General features: G+C 34.0%; 27 protein-coding genes. 16 read left to right on the forward strand and 11 right to left on the reverse strand.

Translation table 11 applies throughout. From position 1 onward, the window contains the following. Nucleotides 1–3 precede the first annotated feature (3 nt). The gene (gene rho, locus BIW12_RS02145; protein WP_071183609.1) at nt 4–1,794 is read right to left on the reverse strand and encodes a transcription termination factor Rho; all 1,791 of its coding nucleotides are present in this window, start codon (nt 1,792–1,794) and stop codon (nt 4–6) included. 182 nt (nt 1,795–1,976) lie between these two features. On the opposite strand from rho, the gene BIW12_RS02150 reads away from it, so the two are divergent. The 3 genes from BIW12_RS02150 to BIW12_RS02160 all read left to right on the forward strand — a co-directional run bounded on the left by BIW12_RS02150 (nt 1,977) and on the right by BIW12_RS02160 (nt 4,868). After that, a complete protein-coding gene (locus BIW12_RS02150) occupies nt 1,977–2,390 on the forward strand; it encodes a DUF4293 domain-containing protein (RefSeq protein WP_071183610.1) in 414 nt (137 codons plus the stop codon). A gap of 103 nt (nt 2,391–2,493) precedes the next feature. After that, complete coding sequence (locus BIW12_RS02155) at nt 2,494–3,156, forward strand: response regulator (RefSeq protein WP_071183611.1); 663 nt, start codon at nt 2,494–2,496, stop codon at nt 3,154–3,156. Nucleotides 3,157–3,299: 143 nt separating this feature from the next. Next, nucleotides 3,300–4,868 (forward strand): tetratricopeptide repeat-containing sensor histidine kinase, encoded by a 1,569-nt coding sequence (locus tag BIW12_RS02160; RefSeq protein WP_232227124.1) that lies wholly within the window; start codon nt 3,300–3,302, stop codon nt 4,866–4,868. On the opposite strand, the gene BIW12_RS02165 is transcribed toward BIW12_RS02160, so the two are convergent. Then, complete coding sequence (locus tag BIW12_RS02165; RefSeq protein WP_071183613.1) at nt 4,869–5,366, reverse strand: metallophosphoesterase family protein; 498 nt, start codon at nt 5,364–5,366, stop codon at nt 4,869–4,871. Between the two features lie 235 nt (nt 5,367–5,601). Between BIW12_RS02165 and truA the strand changes: the two genes are divergently transcribed. The 3 genes from truA (at nt 5,602) to BIW12_RS02180 (ending at nt 9,004) form a co-directional block, all read left to right on the forward strand. Continuing rightward, nucleotides 5,602–6,372, forward strand: coding sequence for a tRNA pseudouridine(38-40) synthase TruA (gene truA, locus BIW12_RS02170; RefSeq protein WP_071183614.1), 771 nt, complete (start codon nt 5,602–5,604; stop codon nt 6,370–6,372). Nucleotides 6,373–6,458: 86 nt separating this feature from the next. Then, on the forward strand, nt 6,459–8,213 hold the full coding sequence (locus BIW12_RS02175) for an ABC transporter ATP-binding protein (protein WP_071183615.1): 1,755 nt from the start codon (nt 6,459–6,461) through the stop codon (nt 8,211–8,213). 5 nt (nt 8,214–8,218) lie between these two features. Next, complete coding sequence (locus BIW12_RS02180) at nt 8,219–9,004, forward strand: ABC transporter ATP-binding protein (protein ID WP_071183616.1); 786 nt, start codon at nt 8,219–8,221, stop codon at nt 9,002–9,004. A 91-nt stretch (nt 9,005–9,095) separates the two neighbouring features. Here the strand turns inward: BIW12_RS02180 and BIW12_RS02185 are convergent, their stop codons facing one another. From BIW12_RS02185 to BIW12_RS02205, 5 genes are all read right to left on the reverse strand, one after another. After that, on the reverse strand, nt 9,096–9,560 hold the full coding sequence (locus tag BIW12_RS02185) for a tRNA (cytidine(34)-2'-O)-methyltransferase (protein WP_071183617.1): 465 nt from the start codon (nt 9,558–9,560) through the stop codon (nt 9,096–9,098). A gap of 14 nt (nt 9,561–9,574) precedes the next feature. Then, the gene (locus BIW12_RS02190; RefSeq protein ID WP_071183618.1) at nt 9,575–10,168 is read right to left on the reverse strand and encodes a pseudouridine synthase; all 594 of its coding nucleotides are present in this window, start codon (nt 10,166–10,168) and stop codon (nt 9,575–9,577) included. A 65-nt stretch (nt 10,169–10,233) separates the two neighbouring features. After that, on the reverse strand, nt 10,234–11,640 hold the full coding sequence (locus BIW12_RS02195) for a hypothetical protein (RefSeq protein WP_071183619.1): 1,407 nt from the start codon (nt 11,638–11,640) through the stop codon (nt 10,234–10,236). An 11-nt stretch (nt 11,641–11,651) separates the two neighbouring features. Next, nucleotides 11,652–12,203, reverse strand: coding sequence for an RNA polymerase sigma factor (locus tag BIW12_RS02200; protein WP_071183620.1), 552 nt, complete (start codon nt 12,201–12,203; stop codon nt 11,652–11,654). Nucleotides 12,204–12,260: 57 nt separating this feature from the next. After that, entirely contained in the window at nt 12,261–12,671 is a 411-nt protein-coding gene (locus tag BIW12_RS02205) for a hypothetical protein (protein WP_157499459.1), read from the reverse strand. 149 nt (nt 12,672–12,820) lie between these two features. Here BIW12_RS02205 and rmuC point away from each other — a divergent pair, with 149 nt between their 5' ends. Together rmuC and BIW12_RS02215 are read left to right on the forward strand one after the other, a co-directional pair. Further along, nucleotides 12,821–14,188 carry a DNA recombination protein RmuC gene (rmuC, locus tag BIW12_RS02210; RefSeq protein WP_071183621.1) on the forward strand — a complete coding sequence of 456 codons (1,368 nt, stop codon included), beginning with the start codon at nt 12,821–12,823 and terminating at the stop codon, nt 14,186–14,188. Nucleotides 14,189–14,299: 111 nt separating this feature from the next. Next, nucleotides 14,300–14,842 (forward strand): YceI family protein, encoded by a 543-nt coding sequence (locus BIW12_RS02215; RefSeq protein WP_071183622.1) that lies wholly within the window; start codon nt 14,300–14,302, stop codon nt 14,840–14,842. Between the two features lie 2 nt (nt 14,843–14,844). Here BIW12_RS02215 and BIW12_RS02220 read toward each other — a convergent pair whose 3' ends face one another. Beyond that, the gene (locus tag BIW12_RS02220) at nt 14,845–15,759 is read right to left on the reverse strand and encodes a TIGR01777 family oxidoreductase (RefSeq protein WP_071183623.1); all 915 of its coding nucleotides are present in this window, start codon (nt 15,757–15,759) and stop codon (nt 14,845–14,847) included. Between the two features lie 110 nt (nt 15,760–15,869). Between BIW12_RS02220 and BIW12_RS02225 the strand changes: the two genes are divergently transcribed. From BIW12_RS02225 to BIW12_RS02260, 8 genes are read left to right on the forward strand one after another with little or no spacing between them, the layout of a single operon-like run. Beyond that, nucleotides 15,870–16,529, forward strand: a complete 660-nt coding sequence (locus BIW12_RS02225) for a TetR family transcriptional regulator C-terminal domain-containing protein (protein WP_071183624.1) — start codon at nt 15,870–15,872, stop codon at nt 16,527–16,529. Then, on the forward strand, nt 16,529–17,830 hold the full coding sequence (locus tag BIW12_RS02230; protein ID WP_071183625.1) for an ABC1 kinase family protein: 1,302 nt from the start codon (nt 16,529–16,531) through the stop codon (nt 17,828–17,830). Before BIW12_RS02225 ends, BIW12_RS02230 begins: the two co-directional genes overlap by 1 nt. Beyond that, nucleotides 17,830–17,958, forward strand: coding sequence for a DUF2256 domain-containing protein (locus BIW12_RS02235; RefSeq protein WP_071183626.1), 129 nt, complete (start codon nt 17,830–17,832; stop codon nt 17,956–17,958). Before BIW12_RS02230 ends, BIW12_RS02235 begins: the two co-directional genes overlap by 1 nt. After that, complete coding sequence (locus tag BIW12_RS02240) at nt 17,940–19,418, forward strand: cryptochrome/deoxyribodipyrimidine photo-lyase family protein (RefSeq protein ID WP_071183627.1); 1,479 nt, start codon at nt 17,940–17,942, stop codon at nt 19,416–19,418. Before BIW12_RS02235 ends, BIW12_RS02240 begins: the two co-directional genes overlap by 19 nt. 57 nt (nt 19,419–19,475) lie before the next feature. Continuing rightward, nucleotides 19,476–19,760: a TIGR03643 family protein gene (locus BIW12_RS02245; protein ID WP_083382030.1), complete on the forward strand. Its 285-nt coding sequence runs from the start codon at nt 19,476–19,478 to the stop codon at nt 19,758–19,760. 23 nt (nt 19,761–19,783) lie between these two features. Continuing rightward, nucleotides 19,784–20,467, forward strand: coding sequence for an SDR family oxidoreductase (locus BIW12_RS02250; RefSeq protein WP_071183628.1), 684 nt, complete (start codon nt 19,784–19,786; stop codon nt 20,465–20,467). 12 nt (nt 20,468–20,479) lie between these two features. Further along, a complete protein-coding gene (folE, locus tag BIW12_RS02255) occupies nt 20,480–21,091 on the forward strand; it encodes a GTP cyclohydrolase I FolE (protein WP_232227126.1) in 612 nt (203 codons plus the stop codon). Nucleotides 21,092–21,107: 16 nt separating this feature from the next. After that, entirely contained in the window at nt 21,108–22,526 is a 1,419-nt protein-coding gene (locus BIW12_RS02260; RefSeq protein WP_071183629.1) for an SDR family oxidoreductase, read from the forward strand. 386 nt (nt 22,527–22,912) lie between these two features. Here the strand turns inward: BIW12_RS02260 and BIW12_RS02265 are convergent, their stop codons facing one another. From BIW12_RS02265 to BIW12_RS02275, 3 genes are all read right to left on the reverse strand, one after another. Beyond that, on the reverse strand, nt 22,913–24,208 hold the full coding sequence (locus BIW12_RS02265; protein ID WP_071183630.1) for a cryptochrome/photolyase family protein: 1,296 nt from the start codon (nt 24,206–24,208) through the stop codon (nt 22,913–22,915). Then, nucleotides 24,208–24,669, reverse strand: coding sequence for an SRPBCC family protein (locus tag BIW12_RS02270; protein ID WP_071186077.1), 462 nt, complete (start codon nt 24,667–24,669; stop codon nt 24,208–24,210). The genes BIW12_RS02265 and BIW12_RS02270 overlap by 1 nt, the downstream gene beginning before the upstream one ends. Before the next feature lie 154 nt (nt 24,670–24,823). Next, nucleotides 24,824–25,264 (reverse strand): sterol desaturase family protein, encoded by a 441-nt coding sequence (locus BIW12_RS02275; protein ID WP_071183631.1) that lies wholly within the window; start codon nt 25,262–25,264, stop codon nt 24,824–24,826. Nucleotides 25,265–25,286 lie beyond the last annotated feature (22 nt).

A 25,286-nucleotide genomic window follows, 5' to 3' on the forward strand; every position in this document is an offset into this window, starting at 1 on the left:
AAACTAGTCGTTCATCGAAATCAGGAATTCCTCGTTATTTCTGGTTTTCTTAAAGCGATCGTTTATAAATTCCATTGCTTCAACTGGATTCATATCCGAAAGGTATTTTCTCATAATCCACATTCTTTGTAGCGTATCTTTATCAAGAAGCAAGTCATCTCTTCGGGTACTTGACGAAGTCAAATCGATAGCAGGGAAAATTCGTTTATTAGCAATTTTTCTATCCAATTGCAATTCCATATTACCTGTTCCTTTGAATTCTTCAAAGATAACCTCATCCATTTTCGAACCGGTTTCTGTCAATGCAGTAGCAATAATACTCAACGAACCACCTTTTTCGACATTACGGGCAGCACCAAAGAAACGTTTTGGTTTTTGCAAAGCATTTGCATCTACACCCCCACTCAATACTTTTCCTGAGGCTGGTTGTACTGTATTATAAGCTCTGGCCAAACGTGTAATCGAATCTAACAAAATCACTACATCATGACCACATTCTACCAAACGTTTTGATTTTTCAAGAACGATATTTGCAATTTTAACGTGTTCTTGTGGCTCTCTGTCAAATGTTGAAGCTATTACTTCACCACGTACCGAACGCTGCATATCAGTAACCTCTTCAGGTCGCTCATCAATCAATAAAACGATAAGATATACTTCAGGATGATTCGCCGCAATGGCGTTTGCTATTTCTTTCAACAACATGGTTTTACCCGTTTTAGGCTGGGCTACAATCATACCACGTTGTCCTTTTCCTATTGGAGAAAACAAATCGATAATTCGGGTTGAAATACTGCTGTCTCTTTCGGCTAATTTGAATTTTTCTGATGGAAATATTGGTGTTAAATGCTCAAATGAAATTCGATCCCTAACCACCTGAGGATCGTGTCCGTTAATTTTTAGCACACGCACTAAAGGAAAAAATTTCTCTCCTTCTTTTGGAGGCCTTACTACACCTTTTACGGTATCTCCTGTTTTTAAACCAAACAATCTGATTTGTGATGTTGACAAATAAATATCATCTGGAGAAGCCAAATAATTATAATCGGAAGAACGCAAAAATCCGTAACCATCAGGCATCATTTCAAGAACACCTTCGCTTTCTATAATTCCGTCGAATTCAAAATCAGCGTCTCTAAAATTATTTTTCTTGTTTTTAAAATTAGGATTTTGATTCCCGTTTTGATTCTGATTCGGGTTTTGCTTATTTTGTTGATTTACTTCGTCAGTTCGCTTACGCTCGTGTGGATTTATTTTCTTTTGTGGCGCAGCAGGAGCTACAACTTCATTTTCAGTAGCTGATTCCTCCTGTTTTACTTCTTCAACAAGCAAATTTTCAGTTGCCGTTTCTTTTTGTTCTTTATTCTTTTTTAAAGCAATTTTCTTTTCGTAAGTAGCCTTATTAAATTTTACTGCCTTTGTTTTTTCAACAGCTGTCTCTTGTGCTATTTCCCCTTTTTCTTCTTTTGTTTCAGCTATATCTTCAACAGGAAAATCAAGTTTTTCAGTATTATTTTCAACTGATTCTTCTGGATTTTTTGACGAATTCTTGGCAACTATTTTAGGAGCAGCCTGCTTTTTAACAGGAGCAATACGCTCTCTCTTGGGTTTATCTTCAGTTTTAGGATTAACTTTTTCCTCAACAGCTGTTGCTTCCAAAGATTTTTGAAAATCCAAAATACTGCTAATAAGAGCATCTTTTTTTACACCGTTAAATTTTATTGTTTTAGCAGCCTTAGCTATTTGTTGAAGCTCAGAAAGCTTCATTTCTTTTAATGCCGAAATATCAAACATGAATGTTCTATGAGTTTAATTAAATTGGGGAATCTTAAAAAAAGATAGGTGTATTTTTACTTTGAATCCACCGCAGTATGAAGTGCTTACGGTATTATATTGCAATAATACGAATAAAATTTAATCATACAATAGTATTTTAAAAAAAGAAAATATATTTTTGTGGAGCAATTTTGATACAAATGATACAACGAATTCAAACCCTATATCTACTTTTAGCCTTTGTAATCACAGGAGTTTTGCCTTTTATTTTCCCTTTGTGGACTATGAGCAATGGCAAATCTTTCTTTTTTATGCAAAGTCAGATTTACGCTATTTTGTTTGGACTAAGTACCACTCTTTCTGTATTAAGCATTTTATCCTATAAGAAAAGACAAAATCAATTTGTGATTAACAGATTGAATATCATATTAAATTTGATTTTATTAGGATTGTTTTTATATCGTTCACTAAATTTATCTGGAGAAACTCCTGTAGTTTCTGAGAAAGGTATTGGGATGTTTCTACCTATCATTGCTATCGTAGCATTAGTTTTGGCTAATAAGGCGATCAAGAAGGATGAGGATCTTGTAAAATCTGTGGATCGATTGAGGTAAACCTATAAATTTTAATTTATTAGTGCGAAGGAAACCCGAATTTTACATTCGGGTTTTTTTGTAGTCTTTTTTTTCAATACATTTGGTTTATTAGAAATCACCTATGGAAACCCCAATACGAATACATTTAGCCGACGATCATCAAGTATTAATCAATGGTATGCGTACTTTATTGAATGCTGTTCCTTACTTTAATGTCGTTGGTTTTTCCTTAAAAGGAACCGTTCTTTACGAAGAAGTAACGAACAACTCGACCGATATTTTAGTTTTAGACATCAGTATGCCCGAAAAAGATGGCATCGAAGTACTGAAAGAATTTGCTAAAAAAGGATACCCATGCAAAGTAATTGTACTTTCGGCTTACGATGATGTTAAAATCGTTCAGGAAGTTATGAAATTAGGTGCCAGTGGTTATTTAACTAAACAATGTGCATGCGAAAACATTGTGGAAGCCATACAAACCGTCAATAAAAATGAAGAATATTTTTGTGATCAGGTGCGGGAAAAAATATTTTCTTCGGCTACAAAAAATAATGCTAAACTCAACAAAACCAAACTCGAACTTGATTTTCAATTAAGCAATCGTGAAATAGAAATCATTACTTTAATCGCATTGGAATATAGCGGAAAAGAAATCTCGGATCAACTATTCATTAGCACTAATACCGTAGAAACCCACCGCAAAAATATTATGAAAAAATTAAAAGCTAAAAACATGGTTGGCTTAGTTAAATTTGCTTTGAAACACAACCTCATCAACCCTTAAAGTCATTCTCCTTTTTCACTATGCCTTACAAACGCATTTATAGCTTGTTATTACTACTTTTTTTAAGTACGACTAACCTATTTTCACAGGCAGAAAATTTGCAAAAACAAACAAAATCTTTAGCACAAAAGGCTACACTATTAATGAAAAACGAGAATTACGAAAAATCATTAATTCTTTCCAGACAAGCCTTAAGCCAAGCCATAGCACTAAAAGACAATAATTTAATCGCAGCATGTTACAACACCATTGCTGCTAATTTTGACCAGTTAGCCGAATTTGAAAAAGCTTTATTTTATTATAAAAAAGGACTTATCTATGCTGACAAAACCAACAATAATCATCTTAAAAACTGGATCAACAATAATTTGGGAAACATTTATTGTTTTGATAAAAAAGAATATGCCAAAGGAATTTATTATTATAAAAAATCATTAGAATACAGCAGCAAAATTGCCGATTCCTCTGAAATTCTTTTCACAAAACTCAATATTAGCTGGGCTTATTTTGACATTGGAAAATTCAACAAAGGACTTCCTTACTTAAAATACATCAATAAACACCATAGAATTCATGGTGATGAAACAACTATTGTGGCACTAAATATGCTCAACGGTATGTATTACTCCCACGCTAACAATCCCCAAAAAGCACATTATTATTTTGAAAAAGCCATCGAATTAGGACAAAAAAGCAATGAAAAATCTGATTTATCTTTTGCTCATCAGGAATATTCTAAATTTTTATTCAAGATAAAAAAATTCAAAAAAGCCTATGAAAATCTTTATGCTTACAACGAACTTACCGCAAAACTTAATGATGAAGAAAAATTAAAAAAAGTTAATGTTGCCGGAATCAATCTGGAAATTGATGAATACAAAAGAGAAATTGACAACATTAAAACAGAATACAAAACCAGTCACCAAATTTTATTAGAAAAACAATCTAAAAACAAATTTATCAGCATCATCATAATTACGATATTACTCCTTTTTATTGTTTTTTCATATTTGTATTTTCAAAACAAACAACTGAAACAAACTAACAACCTCAAAGATATTGAAAGTAAAATTCAGGAAAACATCATTACAGCTTCGATTAACGGACAAGAAATGGAGCGCAAAAAAATCGCTTCGTTCTTGCATGACAATATTAGCGCATTACTTTCTTCGGCGGCCATGCACCTGACTATTTTTTCTACAAAAAACCAGAGCAATAGCGAGGAAATTACAAAAACAAAGGCTATCCTTATCCAAACACATTACAAAATCAGAGATTTATCACATCGTCTCTTACCAACTTTATTGGCTCGTTTTGGCTTATTTTATGCCTTAAATGATTTATGCGAAATGAATTCTAATTCAACCATTCATTTTCATTATTCCAGTGATGTTTCGGACGAAACGCGCTATGATGAAGATTACGAAATGAAAATGTATTTTATTGTTAGCGAATTATTAAACAACATTACCAATCATAGCGAAGCTAATAAAGCAAAACTGCATTTAAAAGAACTCAACAAACAACTGCATATTGTAGTAAAAGACAACGGCGTAGGATTCGAAATCAACCAATACCAAACCATAGAGGGATTTGGATTAAATCAAATTAAAGCCCGAATTAACACAATGGAAGGAAAGTTTACTATTATTTCTAAACCCAATCAAGGAACCACAATTGAAATTATCGCTCCTATTGATTACAAAAGTTAATCAGACTCTTTTTTCAATTTCGATAATTTCCAAATCTTTGATTTTATTACCTTCAATTACAAAACGCAGCATGGTACGCACTTGATGAAAACCACTTTTACCACAAGCTCCGGGATTCATGTGTAAAAGATTGTGTTTTTTATCAAACATAACTTTTAGAATGTGCGAATGCCCACAAATAAACAATTGTGGTGGATTAGCCGTTATTTCGGCTTTTATATTAGGATTGTATTTACCCGGATAACCACCAATATGTGTAATCCAAACCGATACTTCTTCGCACATAAAACGATTGTGTAACGGAAATTCCAAACGCGCCTGGGCATCATCAATATTACCATAAACAGCTCGCAACGGCTTGAATTTTTTAATAGTATCCGTTACCTCCAAATCACCAATATCTCCCGCATGCCAAACCTCATCGGCTTGTTGTACATATTTTAAAATAGCATCATCAATATGACTATGGGTATCCGAAAGCAAAAGGATTTTTTTCATTTTCTTCGAGTCTAAGATTCTCGGATGCTAAGGTACTTAGGTTTTCCTTAGGTTCAAAAAAAGATAATTTCAAAGTTTTAGGTACAAAATCAGCAGCGAATACTTTTTAAAAGCGAATGTCCTGTTATCAAATGCGTCATCAGGCATCTCTTAACAAAAACTTAGTATCTTAGTCACTAAGCACCTTAGTTACTTTTTTGTACCTTTGAAATCCTTAAACTTTGAGATTAAAAACTTGAGATATTTTATAAAATTAGCCTATAACGGAACACCATATCATGGTTGGCAAATTCAGCCTAATGCCGCTTCGGTACAGGAAACACTGAATAAAGCTTTTTCGGTTCTATTAAGTTCCGAGATTAACCTTATGGGTGCCGGACGCACGGATACCGGGGTTCATGCCCGAGAAATGTACGCTCATTTTGATTTTGAAGCAGCTTTTGACATTCCAAAATTAATTCACAAACTCAATTCTTATCTTCCTAAAGATATTGTTATTTATCAAATTTTCCCTGTTGACAGTGAAGCACACTGTCGTTTTGATGCGACTAAAAGAACTTATGAATACCATATCAATGTTTTTAAAGACGCTTTTTCACAAGAACAAAGTTGGTATTTCCATCAAGAATTAGATGTTGATTTGATGAATAAAGCAGCAAAACTATTACTTAACCACACCGATTTTCAATGTTTCTCTAAGGTAAAAACAGATGTAAACACATTTGATTGTACTATTTTTGAAGCTTACTGGACTCGAGGCGGAGCCGAACAGAGCGAAGCTAAACAGGAAGGAAACAAACTAATTTTTACCATTTCAGCCAATCGATTTTTGAGAAATATGGTACGCTCTATAGTTGGAACCTTGATTAATATTGGTTTACACAAAATAACATTAGCCGATTTTAATACAATTATCGAAAGTAAAAGCAGAGAAAAAGCGGGATTTTCGGTACCGGCTCACGGATTGTATTTAACTAAAATTGAATATCCTTATTTAGACAATTAGTACTTAGTACCTAGTCCTTAGTTTTAAATTCTAAAAACTAAGGACTAGGTACTAAAAACTAAGAGCTAAAGGACTAAAATAAAAAAATGAAAGCAAAAGCATTTGACACTCGATTATTCAAACGAATACTACAATACACAAAGCCATACCAATGGCGTTATAACGGTGTGGTTATTTTTGCCATTTCCTTATCTGTTTTTGCAGCTTTACGCCCGTATTTATTAAAACGAACAGTTGATGATTATATCCAAACCGAAGATGCTCAAGGACTTTTATTTTACGTTAGCTTGATGGGAATTGTACTTTTACTGGAGGTATTTTCTCAATTTTACTTTGTCTATTGGGCAAACTGGCTGGGACAGGATATTGTCAAAGACATTCGCATTAAATTATTCAAACACATTTTGAGTTTCCGAATGAAGTATTTTGATTTGGTTCCTGTAGGCCAATTGGTAACCCGTTCAGTTTCTGATATTGAATCTATTGCACGTATTTTTAGTCAAGGTCTATTCATGATTATCAGTGACTTGATGAAAATGGTCGTGGTACTCCTTTTTATGTTTTACATGAACTGGAAACTGACTTGGATTGTGATTATTGCTATGCCAATTTTAGTCTTTATTACCCGAATTTTCCAACGCAAAATGCAGGTTGCTTTTGAAGAAGTACGAACGCAAATTGCCAACATGAACACTTTCGTTCAGGAACGCGTTACCGGAATGAAGATTGTACAACTGTTCAACCGTGAAGAAATTGAATCGGAAAAATTTAAAGACATTAACGAAAAACATCAAAATGCCTGGATAAAAACCATTCTTTACAACTCCATCTTCTTCCCTATTGCCGATATTATTTCGTCACTAACACTTGGATTTATTGTGTTGTACGGAGGAATCAAAATCCTGAATGGCGATAATTTTACCACTTTTGGAGATTTGTTTTCTTATACCATGTTCATCGGGATGTTATTCAACCCTTTGCGCCAAATTGCGGATAAATTCAACGAGATGCAACTGGGAATGATTGCTGCCAATCGTGTTTTTGAAATTATTGATACCCAAGATCAAATTCAGGATACCGGGAAAATTGAAGCGCCTGTTTTTGATGGAAACATTCAATTTAAAGACGTTCGTTTCAGTTATATTGAAAATGAAGAAGTAATAAAAGGTATTGATTTAAGCGTAAACTCTGGCGAAACAATTGCAATTGTAGGTTCAACCGGAGCAGGAAAATCAACTATTATCAACTTATTGAATCGTTTTTACGAAATAAAAAGCGGTACAATTTGCATTGATAACGAAAATATCGAAAACTATACTTTGAGTTCCCTTAGAAAACAAATCGCCATCGTTTTGCAGGATGTATTCTTATTTGCTGATACCATTTACAATAATATCACGCTTAACAATCCTGAAATTACAAGAGAAAAAGTGTATGCTGCCGCAAAAGAAATAGGCGTTCATAATTTTATTATGAGTTTACCTGATAATTATGATTTTGACGTAAAAGAACGCGGTGTGATGTTGTCTTCAGGACAACGCCAACTGATTGCTTTTTTAAGAGCTTATGTAAGCAATCCAAGTATTTTAATTTTGGACGAAGCAACCTCATCAATCGATACCTATTCCGAAGAATTGATTCAGCGTGCCACCGAAACGATCACAAAAGGAAGAACTTCGATTGTTATTGCCCACCGACTGGCAACCATTGTCAATGCTGATAAAATTGTGGTTATGGACAAAGGATTAATTGTGGAAGAAGGAACACATCAAGAGTTGATTAACAAAGAATCCGGTTATTATAAAAATTTATACGATTCTCAATTTTCATTAGTAGAATAATTAAAATGAGTACTTCCAACATCATATTACAAGCGAAGCAAATAAGCATTGGCTATACTCATAAAAAAGAGCAGACTGTTATTGCTTCAAATATTGATTTGACCTTAGAAAAAGGCAAACTCATTGCTTTAGTTGGTGCTAACGGTATTGGAAAATCAACCTTATTACGTACCATTACCGGAATTCAAAAAACGATTAATGGAACTGTTTTCTTGAACGGAAAAAACATTCACGAAATGAATGCTTTGGCTTTAGCCAAAAACTTAAGCGTTGTCTTAACCGAAAAATTACCACCAAGTAATCTAACCGTTTTTGAATTAGTCGCCTTAGGAAGACAACCTTATACCAACTGGATTGGCACCTTAGCTGATGAAGATATTGAAAAAGTAAACCACGCCTTAGTGCTTACGCAAATTGAACATTTGGCTTCCAAAAGACATTATGAAATCAGCGATGGACAATTACAAAAAGTATTGGTAGCAAGAGCGCTGGCACAGGATACTCCGCTGATTATTTTAGACGAGCCCACCACCCATTTGGATTTACTGCATAAAGTAGCCTTATTTAAACTCTTGAAAAAACTTACCCAGGAAACTCAAAAATGTATTTTATTTTCAACCCACGATATTGATATGGCGATTCAACTGAGTGACGAAATGATTATCATGACCCCTGAAACTGTAGTCCAAGATGAACCTTGTAATTTTATTTCAAAAGGAAGTTTCAATACCTTGTTCAAAGACGAACATATTGTTTTTGATGCTACAAAAGGAAAGTTTATAATTAGTTAGTTTTTTTTTAAGTCCTTAGTTAGTAGTTCCTAGTCCTTAGTTTTGAAATCTTTTTTCTATATTCTAAAATCTATTTTCTGTATTCTGAAATCTAAATTCTGCCTACTGAAATCTGTCTCTTCGCTTCTCCCACCACAAAAGCCACCGAATTAGCAATATTAAAACTTCGGATTAAAGAAGACATCGGAATTGTCAATTGATTCTTTTTATCGAATAACTCCAGAAATTCTTGACTCAAACCAACGCTTTCTTTACCAAAAACCAACCAATCTCCATCCTGAAATTCATTTTCTAAATAAGATTTTTCAGCATGGGAACTCATCAGGAAAACACGGGATTGATCAGAAACCTGAGCCATCCATTCAGCTACATTTTGATATTCGGTAACATCAAGATGCACCCAATAATCTAAACCGGAACGTTTCAAATTTTTATCGTTGATTACAAATCCAAACGGATGAATCAGGTGCAAACGGCTTTCGGTTCCTACGCACAAACGACCAATATTTCCAGTATTATTAGGGATTTCAGGTTCTACTAAAACGATGTTAAGCATTATTATTGATTTGTTTATTCTGTTATTTGATTATTGTCATTGCTATTGAAATTTTCAACTTCAATCACTTCTCCTGATTGCAAATTGTTCAAATGTACATTGCCAATCCGCACACGCACTAAACGCAAAGTAGGAAAACCAACAGCCGATGTCATTTTTCGCACCTGACGAAATTTTCCCTCATTAACTGTTATCGAAGCCCAGGAAGTAGGACCATGACGTTCATCACGGATTTTCTTACCTCTTGCGCCAAAATTAGGGATTTTGTGAATCAATCTGGCTTCGCAGGGTTTTGTAATGTATTTAGTTCCATTAAAACCTATTTCGACTCCTTTTTTTATTTCGTCAATAGCTGTCTGAGTAATGATACCATCCACCTGAACATAGTATTCTTTATCGACTTTTCGGGAACGAATGTACTCACTCATTTTTCCATCAGTAGTCAACAACAATAAACCTTCGGAGTCTTCGTCTAATCGCCCAATAGCCATTGTCCCTTCGGGAAAATCATGTAATTCCCCTAATAATTTCTTTTTTCGTTTCAATTCGTAAATAAACTGACTCAAATAACCATAGGGTTTATGAAGAATAAAATGATGATGCGACATGCTAAAAGATGAAATTTGCGCAAAAATACACAAATCAGCGCAGTGTTAACCCATTTTAAAACGAATTAAAAAGACACATTTAATCCAAAATTAAAAATCAACTGGAATTGATTAAAATTTTGATTTTGCGCAGGCTGGGTATAATAATTCATTCCGGGCTCTACAAAAACTTTTGTCTTTTTGAATAATTCATATTGCAAAGTACTACTCAAAACCGTTCCAAAAACAACCTCATTTATATCCTGATTTTCCCCTATGGAGCTATTGTCGAGCAAGACTTTATTAGAAATTGCTTTTCCCACAAAGCCTCCGGTATTCATATTAATATGTGTTTTTCCCTTGTTTAAAATCGAATAAGAAATCTCTATTGGCATTTCCAGATACTGTACGCGTTGCGATAAATTTCCGGTTTCGTAAAAATTATTACTACTCAATACATTTTTAGAATTATCGGCTGTTTTTGGGATAAACAAATAATTTGTATTGGCAACAATTGAACCTTTTAACTGAGGCGCACTCATAGGTTCTTTAGCAATACTAACCAAACTTTTAGCCGAATTAACATAAGAAACATTAGCCAGTTGCTGCCCCAATTCACTCACTTTCAAACCAGTGCTTACCGCCCAGCGACGATTGAGTTTGTAATTAGTTTTCACTCCATAGCTGTGTCCTCTTTGAGATTCAATTGTATTTCCCAAAGATTTTTGATTCTTGATGTTTTGCGAATTGTTTATTCCTGCAAAAAGCTGTAACGACCACTTATCTGTTGTTGAAACTGTTTTGTCTTTCTTTTGCAGTTCTTTTTCTATTGCAGCCAACGCATTTTCTTTTTCTTCAATTGTAATTGTTGCCGATTTTTCTTTTATTTTATCGTCGACAGCTAATTTTTCAACTATCTTTTTATTTTGTTCCGCAATTGGATTTGGCTGAGTCAAAACTACTTTTTCAGCACTTTTGATTTCTTTTGATTGAGGTATAGCCGCATTTTTATTAGCTGAAACAACTGTGTTTGGGTTTGTAATTACCGCTACTGCCGCTGTATTTGAATTGGTTATTTTTCGATTATTCAAATTAATAACAGATGATTTTGCGTTAGTTACAGGCTCTTGTGTTTTAGTTTCAACAGTCGCATTTGAATTTGAAAATGGCTTATCTAAATCATTCTTTGCTGCTTCTGCTTCATTCGCAACATTCTCTTTTTCCTGAGCGTTTGTTGATCCTGACTGATTGACCACTCCGTTTTTAGATTCATCAGGTATTGTTATCGAATTGGTATCAGGATGAGAATAAAAAGTAGCCAAAAGTCCTAATCCAACAACTAAAGTTGCTGCTATAGACCACCAGAAAGGAAATCTCTTTTTAGTTTTCGAATTATCTAATTTCTCCTCAATTCCTTTCCATAAATCATCCGGAGGAGTTTTAGAAAAATCTTCTAACGAAGAAAATAATTTTTCTATATTATCTTTTTTCATAACTGCTATTTTTAAGCATCCTTTGAAGCCATTAACGCTAATATTTTCTTTTGTAAATTACTTTTTGCCCGATTCAAATTGGATTTAGAAGTTCCTTCGGAAATATTCAATAAACTGGCAATTTCTTTGTGTTTCATTTTTTCGAAAAAATAAAGATTAAAAACCAGTCGGTATTGATCGGGTAAATGCTGAATGAATTCTAATAATTTTTCCTGGGGTATCGAAAATGAATCTATCTCCTGTTCTTCATCAACAAAATCTTCCTGATGAAGTACATCCAAAAAAGGCATTTCCCTTTTTCTCTTATTGAGGGTCTCTATCAGTTTATTGATAAAAATACGTTTCAGCCAACCTTCGAAACTGCCTTCAAACCGATACTGACTTATTTTTTGAAAAGCAATTACAAATGCTTCCTGAAAAACATCTTTGGCATCCTCTTCATTCTTCATGTATTTGATGCAAAGACCATACAATACAGGAGCAAACAACTGATAAATCTTCTGTTGTCCTCCTCTATCATTTTCAATACATTGCCTTATATAATGCTCTATTGGTTCTTTCAAAAAATAACTCTTAAAAACGGTTCAACGCTAACAAATTTAAACATTCATAACTTAAAATTACTTTGTATAAGTCAAAACATAGCCATCAACAAAATTATCCTGAATACTCAAACGCCGCTTGTCTATATACTGAATCACATAACTCATCTCACTAAAAGTCAGCAAATAATGCTCTTTATGGTCTAAAAAACTATTTCCTTTTGCTATTTTGTAGGTATAATTTCCTGTTTCAATATCATTAGTAAAAACAGTAACTTTTTTATTGGCTGCAAAAACTAATTTTTTATTTACTCCTGTGGTTTTTGGCGTTATTATTTCCTTTCCGCTAATTCCTCCTTTAGATTCCTGCCAATACCAGGTTCCCACAATAGCAGTACTATCCTGAGTATTCTTTCCGTCATTTGTCAAAGAACAGAAAGTAAGAAAGAGCATCAAAACACTCCAGAATAAATGCTTAACTTTTCTCATACCGCTACTTTGTTTACTATTAAATAGACAAGCCATTCTAAAAATGGTTGCGTGAAAAGTTTAAAAAAAAACAATTTGATTCGAATAAAAAAATGCTCAAAATCGGCATTAATCTCTATTTTTGCTTACTCTACTTATAAACTTTAGCTATGTCTGATTTGTTTCCTTTTTTATTGTCTTTTATTGTTGCGCTCGCCATTGGAATTTTTATTGGAAAATTGATTTTTTCTGCCCGTTTTCAGTCCGAAAAAACAAGTTTAGAAGAAAAACTAATTGCCCTAACTTCGCAAATTAATCAATTGAAAGAGCAATTTTCGAATGACAAAATGCAATTCGAAAAACAATTAGCAATCATCAATCAGGAAAAAGAAGCCATCAGAAACGAAAAAGACAGTTTGGCAATCCAGCTTTCGAAAAAAGAAGTTGATTTTGAAAATCTTTGGGAACGAAATAAAGAACAAAAAGACGAAGTGGAGAAATTACAGGAAAAATTCACCAAAGAATTCGAAAATCTGGCCAACAAAATATTAGACGAGAAATCAAATAAATTTACCGAACAAAACAAAGAAAACATGAAAAATATCCTGTCGCCTTTACAGGATAAAATTCAGTTATTCGAAAAGAAAGTCGAAGACACCCACAAAGAAAGCATCGATTATCATGCGGCTTTACGCCAACAAATTTTAGGCTTACGCGAAATGAATATTCAAATGAGCAAAGAAACCCTGAACCTGACTAAAGCCTTAAAAGGAGACAGTAAAATGCAAGGAAACTGGGGCGAATTAGTCTTAGAACGTGTTCTGGAAAAATCAGGTCTGGAAAAAGGGCGTGAATACGAAGTACAGCAAAGTTTTGCTACCGAAGATGGAAATCGTGTGATGCCTGATGTCGTGATTAATTTACCCGATGGAAAAAAAATGATTGTGGATTCTAAAGTTTCGTTGACCGCTTATGAAAAATACATCAATGAAGAGGAAGATGATTTAAAAAGCAGCTATTTAAAAGAGCATGTCAATTCCATCAAACGCCACGTGGAGCAACTAGGCAACAAAAATTATCAGGATTTGTACCAAATTGAAAGTCCTGATTTTGTACTGCTTTTTATTCCTATCGAACCCGCTTTTGCCATCGCTTTAAACGAAGACACCAGTTTATACAATAAAGCATTCGAAAAGAATATTGTAATTGTAACTCCTGCCACTTTATTAGCCACTTTGCGCACTATTGACAGTATGTGGACTAACCAAAAACAACAGGAAAACGCACTCGAAATTGCGCGTCAGGCCGGAGCTTTGTATGATAAATTTGAAGGTTTTGTAGCCGATTTAATCAAAATTGGAAAGAAAATCGATGAAACCAAAATTGAATACAGCGGTGCCATGAACAAACTGGTTGAAGGAAGCGGAAACCTGATTACCAGAGTTGAAAAACTCAAAAAAATGGGTGCTAAAGCAAAAAAAGCACTTCCGGAAAGTATTATTGCAAGAGCAAAAAAAGATGATAATCTAATAGATTGAAATTAATAGATAAAAAGCATTAAAAAACGTTATTCTACTTCATTTTCACGGCAGTTTTATTAGGATTTTTTGACTTTTTTTTCTAACTTTAAGTAGAAAAATGAAGCTGCCATGAAAAATTTTCTACTCGCATTTTTATTTATTTTCAGTATTTCCATAGTTGCTCAGGATAAAAAAACAGTAACTAATGGAAACATTACTTTTGAAGCATCAGTTCCTTTTTACGAAGCTGTTGAAGCGGTAAACAATCAGGTTATTGGAACTTTAAATACAAAAAACAATAACATTCATTTTATTGTATTCATCAAAGATTTCAAATTTGAAAGAAGTTTGATGCAGGATCATTTTAATGCCAATTATATGGAAAGCAAAAAATATCCCAAAGCCGTTTTTAAAGGTGGGATTGAAAAATTTTCCGCCAACAAAATCAATACTACTCCGGGGCGTTATTACATCAAAGGAAAAATCCAGATTCATGGCGTGACTAAAAACATTAGAGTTCTTGCATTAATTCATAAAACGGCTACTAATTCAATTGCTGTTCAATCACATTTCTCATTGAACACAGAGGATTTTAAAATTGAAATTCCTTTTATAGTAAAAAACAAAATTTCTAAAACGGTTAACGTAGCATTAAACGTCGATTTAAAGTAATTTTATTTTAACAAACACTCTTTGATTGCGGTTTCTAAATCCTCATGCTGAAATTGAAAACCCAATTGTTTTATTTTTTCATTCGAAACTCTTCTGCCTGTTAGAACCAGTTTTGACATTTCTCCCAGAGCTATTTTTATTAGCATTGCAGGCACATTAGGCAACCAAATTTTGTATCCGTAAACTTTTGCCAATATTTTAGAAAATGATTCATTAGTAGTATCATCCGTAATTGCAGCATTATAAGCTCCTGAGAACATTGAATTTTTTATGACTTCCAGGTAAATTTGACACAAATCGTCAACATGAATCCAAGGCATATATTGCTTTCCTGTACCTAAAGCAGAACCCAGTCTTAATTTGAAAATAGGAACTAACTTTTTCAGAAAACCATCCTCTTTTCCTAAAACTAAACCAGTACGAATTTTAACGGTACGAATTCCTAGTTTTTCAAATTGATTTGCTGCTGCTTCCCATTTTTGACAAGTCAATCCTAAAAAATCATTTGCAGGCTGCATATTTTCATTACAAATTGCCCGACCATTAATTGCTCCGTAAATCCCCACTGCCGAAGCCGAAACAAAAGCTTCCAGATTCTTATTCCATTTTAATAATGAATTGTAAATTAATTGTGCGGCCTGTTCTCTACTGGATAAAATCTCTGCTTTGCGCTTTTTAGTCCAGCGTTTTTCACCAATATTGGCTCCAGCCAAATGAATGACAAAATCAGCCCTTTGAATCGCTTCTTCTTCAATAAACTGCTTTTCCACATCCCACTTATAATAAAAAACATTGGCAGTATTTACTCTTTTACTTCTACTCAAAACAGATACCGAAAAACCATTTGCAACCAGCAAATTAGTCAAATGCCTGCCTACAAATCCGGTTCCGCCAGTAATCAATACATTCTTTTTCATTACAATAGTTTTTACATCTTAACCAAAGATAAAAATATTTTGTTTAACATTAACACAAAATCATTAAACATTTTAGTATCTTTATAAACCAATAAAAAACAGAAAGCAACATGGCAACTAAAAAAACAAAAATAAGCAAAGAGTCCATTGTCTCCATGTATATGGATGCTACTTTAGAAAACAATGAGAAACCAAAATCAGTATATCAATTCACTAAAAATCATGGATTTACAGAAACAGAATTCTATTCATTTTTTGGAACTTTAGAAAGTATTGAAAAAGAAATTTACAATCAGTTTTTTGAAAAAACCATCGAATTATTACACAAAGACAGTAATTACGAATCATACGATATGAAAAGTAAACTACTGAGCTTTTATTTTACTTTTTTCGAATTGCTCACTGCTAACAGAAGTTATGTAAGCATGAGTTTGAATGAAGACAAAAATCAGTTAAAAAACCTGATGAAACTTTCAGGATTGAGAACCCACTTTAAAAAATTTATTGCAGAAATAACTACTGATGACTTCCGAATTCAACAAGAAAAAATTCAGAATTTTCAAGAAAAAGCTATTCAGGAAACGGCTTGGATACAATTTTTATTTACACTGAAATTTTGGCTCGAAGATGGATCAGCAAATTTTGAAAAAACAGACATTTTTATCGAAAAATCGGTAAAACTAAGTTTCGAATTACTGAATACCGCACCTATCAATAGCATTATCGATTTTGGGAAATTTATTTTTAAAGAAAAAATGCAAGCTAAATAATGAAAACAATCGACTACATTCCAACTTCAAAAATTGAGCGAGCTACAAAACTGGTACAAACAGGAGCTAAAGTAGGCGTGAATTACCTGAAATATTACGGCGAAAAAATGGTCAATTCTGATTTGAGTCGCGATAAACTCAATGAAGAAAATGCCGAAGATATTTATGATGGACTAAAAAGTTTAAAAGGTAGCGCTTTAAAAGTTGCCCAAATGCTAAGCATGGACAAGAATTTCCTGCCACAGGCTTATGTTGAGAAATTTTCTTTGTCCCAATTTTCAGTTCCTCCCCTTTCGGCTCCTTTAGTATTGAAAACCTTCAAGAATAATTTTGGCAAAACGCCTTATGAAATTTTTGACGAGTTCAATCCAAATTCGGTTAATGCGGCGAGTATTGGTCAGGTGCATTTGGCGGTAAAAAACAACAAAAAACTGGCGGTAAAAATCCAATATCCGGGTGTTGCCAATAGTATTTCGTCCGATTTGGCTTTGGTAAAACCTATTGCTATCCGAATGTTTAATCTACAAGGAAAAGATTCTGATAAATATTTCAAAGAAGTCGAAGACAAACTAATTGAGGAAACCAATTATTTATTGGAACTCAAACAAAGTCAGGAGGTAGTGGATGCTTGCAAAAAAATTGATAATCTGGTTTTCCCGGAGTATTATCCTGAATATTCTTCAGAGAAAATCATCACGATGGATTGGATGACTGGCGTTCATTTATCGGAATTTAAAAATTCAGATCCTGAAATTGCCAATAAAATTGGTCAGGCTTTATGGGATTTTTATATGTATCAAATTCACATTTTGAAAAAAGTTCATGCCGATCCACATCCCGGAAATTTTCTGATTAATGACAAAAACCAATTGGTTGCTCTTGATTTTGGTTGTATGAAACAAATTCCAACTGATTTCTATATTCCGTACTTTGAGTTAATCAACAAGGAAGTGATTGATAACCAAAAGCTTTTTAGAGAAAAATTATTCGAATTGGAAATTCTTAGAACCGATGACAGCAAAGAAGAAATTGCCTATTTCACGCAAATGTTCTATGATTTGTTATCGCTGTTTACTAAACCCTTTCAAACGGAAACCTTCGATTTTTCGGATGAAGTATTCTTTGAAAACATAGCACAATTGGGTGAACGTTTTTCTAAAGACACCAATCTTAAAAAAATGAATGGGAATCGCGGTTCGAAACATTTTATTTACATGAACCGAACCTTCTTTGGTTTGTACAACCTAATGTTTGATTTGAAAGCAGAAATTGTGGTGAATGCTTTCGAAAAATACAAATAATGAAAAAAGAAAATCTTCCGTCAAAAATATGTTTGGTTTGCAAGCGACCTTTTAATTGGCGGAAAAAATGGGAAAAAGTTTGGGATGAAGTCAAATATTGTAGTGAAAAATGCAAAAGGAACAAATAAATGTGGTTTGGTTTAAAAGAGACCTTCGTTTACAGGATAACGAAGCGATTTTTAATGCTGTACAGTCAGGTAAACCTACATTGTTGTTATATGTATTTGAAAAATCACTCGAAAATGATCCACATTATAGCCCAAGGCACTGGAATTTTATCAAACAATCTCTTGTTGACATCAATAAACAATTAAAAAAATCAAATACCCATGTTTTGGCAGTAACTTCAGAAGTGAATGCTGTTTTCAATACGCTTCAGGAATTCTACAAGATAGATACTGTTTTTTCGCATCAGGAAACCGGTTTAAAAATCACTTACGAAAGAGATAAAGCTTTCAAACGATTTTGTAAAAACAATCAAATCAATTGGGTCGAGAATATTAACAATGGAATTTTCAGAGGATTGAAAGACCGAAACGATTGGGTTTCTAAATGGGAAAAATACATGAACGCTCCCCTATTTATTTTTGATCCGAAAGCAGAAAATTTTCTCTCCTCGGAAGCAATAAATGAACTCGAAAAGACATTAGAAAAAACGAATTTAGAAACTATTCCAGATACTGTTTTCCAAAAAGGGGGCAGTGCAATGGGCTATAAATATTTAGAAAATTTCCTTGAAGAACGCTATTACAATTATAGTTCACATATCTCAAAACCTGTATTAGCGAGAAGAAGTTGCAGCAGATTATCTCCTTACATTGCCTGGGGAAATCTATCATCCAGACAAGTTTTGCAAAAAGTGGCAACGTTTAGATTGACTTGCAGCCATAAAAAACAAATCGATTCTTTTGTATCCAGACTTACCTGGCAGGCACATTTCATTCAAAAATTTGAAATGGAAGAAATCATGGAGTTTGAAAGTATCAACAAAGGCTTTCATTTGCTAAAAAAGAAAATCAAACCCGATTATATTTCAGCATGGAAAACAGGACAAACAGGATTTCCGCTAATTGATGCTTCAATGCGCTGCCTGAATGAGACCGGTTATCTGAACTTTAGAATGCGCGCCATGTTAGTTTCATTTTTCACACATAATTTATGGCAGCCCTGGCAGGAAGCGACACAACATTTATCACAAATGTTCTTGGATTTTGAACCCGGAATTCATTTTCCACAGTTGCAAATGCAGGCCGGTGAAACCGGAGTCAATATGTTACGCATTTACAATCCCATAAAAAACAGTTACGAGCACGATCCTGATGGTGAATTTATAAAAAAATGGGTACCGGAGTTAAGTCATTTGCCAACAGCATTTGTACACGAACCCTATAAAATGACTTATTTAGACCAAAAATTTAACAATTTTGAAATAGGCATCAACTATCCGAAACCAATTGTTGATATGGAACGGACACGAAAATTTGCCAGTGATTTTTTATGGAAAATGAAAAAGAATCCATTAGTAAAAGAAGAAAGTTTCCGTATCCTGAAATTACACACCATGGCGGATATTGGCGATAATGAATAATAATTAAGTCCCAATTGCAACAGCAAAAATAAATTTCAAATTCAAATAAAAAATATCGTGACTACAAAAAAAGAACTTACTGATTTAGACAAAGACCGTATTATAGAAATGGCCTGGGAAGACCGAACCACTTTTGAAGCAATTCAACTGCAATTCGGACTAAAAGAACAAGAAGTTATCGAGCTGATGCGCACCGAAATGAAAGCTTCTAGTTTTAGAATGTGGCGCGAAAGGGTTCAAGGCCGTAAAACAAAACACGAAAAACTGAGGATTTTCAATGAAGGTCGTTTTAAATGCAGCAGACAGAGACAAATTAACAACAACAAAATTTCGAAACGATAATTCGATAAAAAAGTATTTCAACCATGAAAAACATCGTCATCATAGGAGGCAGCAAAGGAATTGGAAATACGATTCTGCAACAACAACTAGCAACTAATTTCATTTATAACATCAGCAGAAATGCGCCTGATACTACACATACTAATCTTAAACATTACAGCATTGACATATTACAAGATGTACTTCCTGAAATTGAATCTATTGACACCTTAATCTATTGCCCCGGTTCCATCAACCTGAAACCTATCGGCAGTTTGAGCATAGACGATTTTAGAAATGATTTTGAAATAAATGTTATTGGAGCCGTTAAATGTATTCAGAAATACTTGCCTCAATTGAAAAAAGGAAATCATCCATCGATTCTTTTATTTAGCACAGTGGCGGCCAAATTAGGAATGCCGTTTCATGCCAGTATTGCAACGGCAAAATCAGGAGTTGAAGGACTGGTAAAATCGTTGGGAGCCGAATTGGCTTCAGTAGTACGCATCAATGCCATTGCTCCTACGATTACTGAAACTTCACTCTCGGCTAATATTCTTAGAAATGATCGAATGAAAGAAAACATGATAGAACGTCATCCGATGAAAAGCTATTTGAAACCGGAAGAAGTTGCCGATATGGCTGATTTTTTAATTTCAGAAAAAGCAAAATCTATTTCAGGGCAAGTGTTCGAAATGGATTATGGAATAGTAACTTTTAAAATTTAAATACAAAACAACATGATAAAAGAAATGAAAAGTTACGAAAAAATCGAACAATACGATACGGAAATAACAGAATCACTGGCAGACAATTATAGAATAATCATTGATAATTTAGGTGAAGATGTAACCAGAGAAGGTCTAGAAAAAACACCGGAACGTGTAGCCAAAGCCATGCAATATTTAACTCATGGCTACGGATTGGATCCGTTAGAGATATTGAAATCAGCCTTATTTACCGAAGAACACCAGCAAATGATTGTGGTAAAAGACATCGAAGTATATTCGATGTGTGAACACCATATGTTGCCTTTTTTTGGAAAAGCTCATGTAGCATACATTCCGAATGGCAAAATTGTAGGACTGAGTAAAATTCCAAGAGTGGTTGATGCCTACGCCCGCAGAATGCAGGTTCAGGAACGGTTGACCGATCAAATTAAAAATTGTATTCAGGAAGCCTTGAACCCGCTTGGTGTTGCCGTTGTTATTGAAGCACAACATATGTGCATGCAAATGCGAGGGATTCAAAAACAAAATTCTGTTACCACCACTTCTTCTTTCACGGGTGCTTTTGAAAAAGACAAAACCAGAAAAGAATTTATCAGTTTAGTTTCTAATAAATTAAGCTAATTTTAAATTAAAAACCATGAAAATTCTCTTAACAGGTGCAACAGGTTACATCGGGAAACGGCTCCTGCCTATTTTGGTAGCGCAGGGACACGAGATTATTTGTTGCGTAAGAGATAAAAACCGGTTTTATTGTCCCAAAGAATTTGAGAATAACGTCAGCGTGATTGAAATTGATTTTCTAAATCAGCAAAGTTTAAATGCCATCCCAAACGATATTGATGCCGCTTATTATCTCATACATTCCATGTCGGGTGCTGCTTCAAATTATGATGAGTTAGAAAGTATTTCGGCTAAAAATTTTGTAGAAAGACTCAATCAAACTTCTGCCAAACAAGTAATTTATTTGAGCGGAATAGTAAATGACCAATCGCTCTCCAAACATTTATCTTCCCGAAAAAATATGGAAACTATTTTAGGCACAGGTACTTTTGCATTAACCACCTTAAGAGCAGGAATTATTGTGGGTTCCGGCAGTGCTTCTTTTGAAATTATTCGGGATTTAGTAAACAAACTTCCTGTAATGATTACGCCAAAATGGCTCAATACCAAATGTCAGCCCATTGCTATAACTGATGTTTTGGAATTCCTGACCAAATCCTTGCTGAATCCCCTAACCTATCATCAGAGTTTTGATATTGGCGGCCCTGATATTCTGACCTACAAAGAAATGTTATTGGGTTTTGCCAAAGCTAAAAACCTAAAAAGATGGATTTTTACAATTCCTGTGATGACTCCCAAATTATCTTCTTATTGGTTGTATTTTGTTACCTCAACTTCGTACAAACTCGCTACAGCCTTAGTCAGCAGCATGAAAGTAAAAGTGATTTGCCGAGATACGAAAATCAACGATTTATTAGGAGTCCAACCCATGACTTACGAGCAAGCTTTATCAAGAGCTTTGATAAAAGTAGAAGAAGATCAAGTAGCATCCAGTTGGAAAGATTCCTTAATCAGTGGAAGATTTAGCAACAATATTTCGGAATACCTGAAAGTACCTAAAAAAGATTGTTTTATTGATAGACGAAAAATGGAAATTGTGAATCGGAATTTTACTATTGAACGTATCTGGTCTATTGGTGGAGAAACCGGTTGGTATTATGGGGATTGGCTGTGGAACATCAGAGGTTTTATTGATAAATTATTTGGAGGTGTAGGACTAAGACGAGGACGAACCAATAAACATAGTATTCACGCTGGAGATGTATTGGATTTTTGGCGCGTTTTGTATGCCAATAAAGAAGAAGGTAAATTAATTTTATTTGCCGAAATGAAACTACCAGGTGAAGCCTGGCTGGAATTCAAAATCATTGGAAACACTCTTTATCAATCGGCGACTTTTAGACCCAGAGGCATTTGGGGAAAATTGTATTGGTATTCCGTCTTACCGTTTCATGGGTTTATTTTTAATGGAATGCTGCGAAGATTGATAAAATAACCCCATTTTTGTCGTTCCTCCTTTGTTACCAATGACGTTTTTATTAAAAGCAAAATCTGGTTTACAAATTTTCTTCTTTGCTTGATCAAAAAAGAAACAAAAAAATCAAGTCTTACGCTTCCTCGTCGGTCAAATTAGTTTTCGAATACTAAAAGAAAAGAACTCTCCGCCGCGGCGGATCAAACAGCTTTTCTTTTTGCGTATTCTTCAAACATTTGACACTCTACTGCGAAAGCTAAGGACAATTGAAACCTACAAAAAACAACAATTTGATTTACAACAAAATAAAAACAAAAAAGTCATATAAGTTTTTTAACCTTTAAGAAATTAAATCACAAAAGACTAAATGAAACTTAATTCCTTAATGGTTTTATATTTTTTTTTAACTACTTCAAAATTCCAGCCTTATAAGTCGCAACTGCTCTGTCTCTTGCCATAGCATGATCGACCATTGGTTCGCCATAACCCAAATCGAATTCAGGAATCCATTTACGGATGTAAATTCCTTTTTCGTCAAACTTTTTTAATTGAATATCAGGATTAAAAACCCTGAAATAAGGGGCTGCATCACAGCCTGTTCCGGCTGCCCATTGCCAGTTGCCCACATTGGCCGACAAATCATAATCCAATAATTTCTCGGCAAAATAAGCTTCGCCCCATTGCCATTGAATCAACAAATGTTTGCACAAAAAACTTGCAACAACCATACGAACACGATTGTGCATATAACCTGTTTCATTCAGCTGACGCATTCCGGCATCGACCATTGGATAACCTGTGTTTCCGGCACACCAGCGTTTAAAATCTTCCTCATTATTGCGCCATTGAATTCCATCATAATCGGACTTAAAATTCTGGGTCACCACTTTTGGAAAATGATAGAGAATTTGCATAAAAAACTCACGCCAAATCAATTCGCTCAAAAAAACCTGATTTGTTTTTGCTGCAAAATTGACCATTTTTCGAATGCTTACCGTTCCAAAACGCAAATGTGGCGACAAATACGAAGTGGAATCTACCGCCGGAAAATCGCGGGTTTCCTGATAATTCTTAAGATTATCGAGAGAAAATGGCTTTACTCTTATTGTGCTTTTTTCAAAACCAATTTGTTCCAAGGAAGGAAAACTGAAATTGCTTTTATAAAAATTAGAAAACAACTCAGAAGTATCATATTCCCTGAGCGGAGTCATTGTTTGAAACTTCTCCAACCATTTATTTTTATAAGGCGTATAAACCGTATAGGGCAATCCATCAGCTTTTGTGATTTCTTTTTCTTCAAAAATTACCTGATCTTTAAAAGAATAGCTAATGCTTTTATTGGTCTCTAATAATTGACAAATGGCTTCGTCGCGGTTGATAGCAAAAGGTTCGTAATCTTTATTGAAAAAAACTTCTTTTATATCGAACTCACTAATTAATTCCTTCCAAACTACTACCGTTTTTCCTTTTTTGATTAAAATAGAACTTCCTATTTCATTAAGTTGACTATTTATTTTAGAAAGTGATTCATGGATAAAAGCGACCCTTGCATCTTCTTTAGGTAAAGAATCCAGAATAGCTTCATCAAAAATAAATAATGGGATTACCGGAAAATTAGATTTTAAAGCATGAAATAATCCAATGTTATCTTCGAGTCGTAAATCACGTCTGAACCAAAAAATAGAAACCGCTGTTTTTGCCATTATTTAGAATTGAAAATTTCGTTAACTTTTTTCTCCCTGTACTCAAATATTTCTTTGAGTTTGTGTTTAACAACCAAAGTATTCATCATACGACCAAGAAATCCAAAAGGCAACGCATAATGAACCAAATCGGTCATTTTTACGCCGTTTTCAGTCGGTTCAAAAAAATGTTTGTGATGCCATAAAGCATAAGGCCCAAAACGTTGTTCGTCTATAAAATAACTGCCTTCTTTAACAATGGTAATTTCAGTAACCCAAGGTAATTTGATTCCCAAAAGCGGAGAAACTTTGTATTGAATGATTTGACCGGCATACATGTTTTTTTCGTCAAAATCAGTGATTTGAAATCCCATAGTTTTGGGAGTTATTTTTTGCAGATTGCGTGGACTGGAAAAAAATGCCCAACATTCTTCAATCGAAGCATTGACATGTTGAACTGTTTGTTTAGAATATACTTTCATGAGTTTATTTTTTAGACCAAGTGAGGTTTGCGTTAGGGATAGTAGTGAAAATCCTTTATGTTTTTTCTTTAAAAACATAAAGATTGTAACGAATAGCCAGACCTTTTTAAAAAACATTTTTCTTGTTTTTTAAAAAGGTAACGCCCTAATTATGCTACATTTTAAAATACTTAAATGGTACAAAAAGCATCCCGAAACATTCTCCGTCTTCTTTTCCCAAATGTTTATGATGTACTTTATGGGCTTTGCGTAAACCAATCAGGTATTTGTTTTTAGTGTTTTTAAACCACTTGAAACGCTGATGAATCAAAACGTCATGAATCATAAAATAACAAAAACCATAGATAGTAATTCCCAGACCGATGAAAAATAAATAGTTGATTCCGCCCTCGACACCAAAGTAAAAAAGTACGATACTGGGAATGGCAAAAATGACAAAAAAGATATCGTTGCGTTCAAAAATATGCTCGTACTTGGGTTGGTGATGATCGGCATGAAAATACCACATGAGCCCGTGCATCACGTATTTGTGCGTGAGCCAGGTGACACATTCCATAAAAAGAAAAACGCCCAATGTAATTAAAAATGAAATCATTTTTTAGTGTTTAAAATCGTTT

Origin of the sequence: Flavobacterium commune, from assembly GCF_001857965.1 — a bacterium.
GTDB classification, from domain to species: Bacteria; Bacteroidota; Bacteroidia; order Flavobacteriales; family Flavobacteriaceae; genus Flavobacterium; species Flavobacterium commune.

Excerpts from the sequence above, each read along its gene's own strand:
- rho (WP_071183609.1), bottom strand. The coding sequence starts at position 1,794 with ATGTTTGATATTTCGGCATTAAAAGAAATGAAGCTTTCTGAGCTTCAA.
- BIW12_RS02150 (WP_071183610.1), top strand. The coding sequence starts at position 1,977 with ATGATACAACGAATTCAAACCCTATATCTACTTTTAGCCTTTGTAATC.
- BIW12_RS02155 (WP_071183611.1), top strand. The coding sequence starts at position 2,494 with ATGGAAACCCCAATACGAATACATTTAGCCGACGATCATCAAGTATTA.
- BIW12_RS02160 (WP_232227124.1), top strand. The coding sequence starts at position 3,300 with ATGAAAAACGAGAATTACGAAAAATCATTAATTCTTTCCAGACAAGCC.
- BIW12_RS02165 (WP_071183613.1), bottom strand. The coding sequence starts at position 5,366 with ATGAAAAAAATCCTTTTGCTTTCGGATACCCATAGTCATATTGATGAT.
- BIW12_RS02175 (WP_071183615.1), top strand. The coding sequence starts at position 6,459 with ATGAAAGCAAAAGCATTTGACACTCGATTATTCAAACGAATACTACAA.
- BIW12_RS02180 (WP_071183616.1), top strand. The coding sequence starts at position 8,219 with ATGAGTACTTCCAACATCATATTACAAGCGAAGCAAATAAGCATTGGC.
- BIW12_RS02185 (WP_071183617.1), bottom strand. The coding sequence starts at position 9,560 with ATGCTTAACATCGTTTTAGTAGAACCTGAAATCCCTAATAATACTGGA.
- BIW12_RS02190 (WP_071183618.1), bottom strand. The coding sequence starts at position 10,168 with ATGTCGCATCATCATTTTATTCTTCATAAACCCTATGGTTATTTGAGT.
- BIW12_RS02195 (WP_071183619.1), bottom strand. The coding sequence starts at position 11,640 with ATGAAAAAAGATAATATAGAAAAATTATTTTCTTCGTTAGAAGATTTT.
- BIW12_RS02205 (WP_157499459.1), bottom strand. The coding sequence starts at position 12,671 with ATGAGAAAAGTTAAGCATTTATTCTGGAGTGTTTTGATGCTCTTTCTT.
- rmuC (WP_071183621.1), top strand. The coding sequence starts at position 12,821 with ATGTCTGATTTGTTTCCTTTTTTATTGTCTTTTATTGTTGCGCTCGCC.
- BIW12_RS02215 (WP_071183622.1), top strand. The coding sequence starts at position 14,300 with ATGAAAAATTTTCTACTCGCATTTTTATTTATTTTCAGTATTTCCATA.
- BIW12_RS02220 (WP_071183623.1), bottom strand. The coding sequence starts at position 15,759 with ATGAAAAAGAATGTATTGATTACTGGCGGAACCGGATTTGTAGGCAGG.
- BIW12_RS02225 (WP_071183624.1), top strand. The coding sequence starts at position 15,870 with ATGGCAACTAAAAAAACAAAAATAAGCAAAGAGTCCATTGTCTCCATG.
- BIW12_RS02230 (WP_071183625.1), top strand. The coding sequence starts at position 16,529 with ATGAAAACAATCGACTACATTCCAACTTCAAAAATTGAGCGAGCTACA.
- BIW12_RS02235 (WP_071183626.1), top strand. The coding sequence starts at position 17,830 with ATGAAAAAAGAAAATCTTCCGTCAAAAATATGTTTGGTTTGCAAGCGA.
- BIW12_RS02240 (WP_071183627.1), top strand. The coding sequence starts at position 17,940 with ATGCAAAAGGAACAAATAAATGTGGTTTGGTTTAAAAGAGACCTTCGT.
- BIW12_RS02250 (WP_071183628.1), top strand. The coding sequence starts at position 19,784 with ATGAAAAACATCGTCATCATAGGAGGCAGCAAAGGAATTGGAAATACG.
- folE (WP_232227126.1), top strand. The coding sequence starts at position 20,480 with ATGATAAAAGAAATGAAAAGTTACGAAAAAATCGAACAATACGATACG.
- BIW12_RS02260 (WP_071183629.1), top strand. The coding sequence starts at position 21,108 with ATGAAAATTCTCTTAACAGGTGCAACAGGTTACATCGGGAAACGGCTC.
- BIW12_RS02265 (WP_071183630.1), bottom strand. The coding sequence starts at position 24,208 with ATGGCAAAAACAGCGGTTTCTATTTTTTGGTTCAGACGTGATTTACGA.
- BIW12_RS02270 (WP_071186077.1), bottom strand. The coding sequence starts at position 24,669 with ATGAAAGTATATTCTAAACAAACAGTTCAACATGTCAATGCTTCGATT.
- BIW12_RS02275 (WP_071183631.1), bottom strand. The coding sequence starts at position 25,264 with ATGATTTCATTTTTAATTACATTGGGCGTTTTTCTTTTTATGGAATGT.